This window comes from Streptococcus suis (assembly GCF_002960445.1).
Taxonomy (GTDB): domain Bacteria; phylum Bacillota; class Bacilli; order Lactobacillales; family Streptococcaceae; genus Streptococcus; species Streptococcus hyiners.
In genome coordinates this window covers 1-283 of sequence record NZ_POJD01000412.1, presented here as the reverse complement: position 1 = coordinate 283, position 283 = coordinate 1, and the positions used below count along the sequence as shown (strand labels likewise).

Sequence of the window (283 nt, the reverse complement as noted above, 5' to 3'; positions counted from 1 at the left end):
CCTATGTTGGGTCAAATCCTTTTGGCAATTGCTTCTTTTAGGGCAAGGTATCGCTATTCTAACGGTTGTGCTAGGTTTTTTAGTGGCCAATCAACTGGATTTAACCATGTCAGGGACCTGTGCCGTTGTCAGCCTTCTTGTGGTTTGTTCGAGTATTATTCTAAAAAATACTTGGTCACGGTCATCTGATAAGTGAAATTGTCAGAATTTTTTGTTATTATAGTCATTAAGAAAGACAAAGGAGAAAATCAATGATACGTTTACAAGATGATTTTTACGAATA

1 pseudogene is annotated in these 283 nt (G+C 36.4%); it reads left to right on the top strand.

Annotation, left to right across the window (positions count from 1 at the left end):
* Positions 1-196, top strand: a pseudogene (locus tag C1G53_RS12315) (metal ABC transporter permease); the annotation flags it as partial.
* Positions 197-283 lie beyond the last annotated feature (87 nt).